The sequence below is a fragment of the Ehrlichia ruminantium genome (assembly GCF_009728835.1).
GTDB classification, from domain to species: domain Bacteria; phylum Pseudomonadota; class Alphaproteobacteria; order Rickettsiales; family Anaplasmataceae; genus Ehrlichia; species Ehrlichia ruminantium_B.
Map to the genome: position 1 here is coordinate 755,808 of NZ_CP033455.1, position 1,748 is coordinate 757,555.

Sequence of the window (1,748 nt, forward strand, 5' to 3'; positions counted from 1 at the left end):
CTATAGAGAATTTAAGCTAAATAATATTTTTACAGAGTTTATTGTCAACTTTAATAAGTTGTTTTTATCCTTTTGTGCTATTACATGAAATTAAGTGTATTATGTTTATTAATAAAAAAGGTATGTATAGATATCCTTATTTAACTATTCTTCCAATTATAGATATATACAGCAGTGATAAACATTATTAATTTTTATATCGGAATTTTTTATAGTATCTTTAACTACTGAAATTAAGGTATTATTATTTAATAGTAAAATTCTGTAATTATCAGTACTTTGTTTTGATATTTCTATAATTAGGATTATATAATACCTATTTTATTATATGAAAATAAGATAATGTTGATTTTACACGTATAATTCTCCTTATATTACCCAACATAAACAATACATTAACATACGTACTATAAATACAGTGCTTATGAATATATTATATGAAAGTAATTCGCTATATAATCATCTTAACTTACTAATAATCTACTTTAATTAGCTTAAATTCTCTATAGATTAATCTCCATTTATTATGATAAAGCATACAAATACCTACTATATTACTAGTAAGAATCTTTATAGTTTACTAGAATATGGTAAAACAATTTTAATTGTTACACTTTAGACAAAAGAACACTAGATAAATCTATAGAACTTTTTTAGATTATGTATTCTTTTATAGCACTGATATCATGAATTTGATTCATCCGAATTTTCCAATATATTTTTTTTTGAAGTTTTAATACCTAAAAGCTTTAAGTTTTCAGTACGCGATAAAATATTACCATGCCCTTCTGATAACTTTTTCATTGCATCATTGTACACACTATGCAAGATATTCATTTGTTTTCCAAGCTTTTGCATATCAGATATAAATCCAACAATTTTATCATACAAAGCTCCACCTTGACGTGCTATTTCCATAGTATTACGATTTTGATATTCTAACTTCCATAAAGATTCAATAGTTTTTAAAGTTGCAAGCAATGTAGATGGACATACTATCACTATTTTCTTATTCCATGCATAGTTATGTAGCATTATATCTTCCTGCATTGCAAGAGAATATGCGCCTTCTATAGGAATAAACATCAAAACAAAATCCGGTGTTCTCAACTTTTCAATATCCTGATACTTTTTACATGATAATATATTCACATGTGACCTAATAGATGCTACAAACTGCTTTAATAGATTACTCTTTGATTCCTCTGATTTTGTAGCAAAATATCTTTCGTAATGAACTAAAGAAACTTTCGAGTCAATTATTAAATGCTTATTTTCTGGCAAATTTATAATAGCATCTGGTTGTTGTTTATTCCCTTCACTATCCTGCAAATGCATGCCTGTAGCATGTAAAATATAATCTTGATTTTTTCGCAGCCCAGAATTTTCTAGTATTTTCTCTAGTATCATTTCTCCCCAATTCCCTTGAACTTTTATATCTCCTTTTAAAACACTAGCTAAATTTTCAGCTTGTAAAGTAATCTTTTCATTTGCAAGTACAATCCTTTGAATTTCTTTTTTTAATAAAAATTGTTCTTGATTATGTATACTAAATGAATCTTCAACCTTTTTCTTAAATAAATTGATATGTTCTTGTAATGGATTTAATATTTTACTTAAATTCTCTTGGGATATTTTATTGAATTTATCTGTCTTTTCTTCAAAAATACGATTAGCAAGATTTTCAAAACATAACTTATATTTGTCATCAATCGTTGCAAATTCATTTTTATATAAATTTACAGCAT

Annotated in this window: 1 pseudogene (only partly in view); it reads right to left on the bottom strand. The window is 25.3% G+C overall.

Annotated elements, in window-relative coordinates:
* Nucleotides 1-684 precede the first annotated feature (684 nt).
* Nucleotides 685-1,748, bottom strand: a pseudogene (locus EDL80_RS02560) (DNA recombination protein RmuC) (it continues 142 nt past the right edge of the window).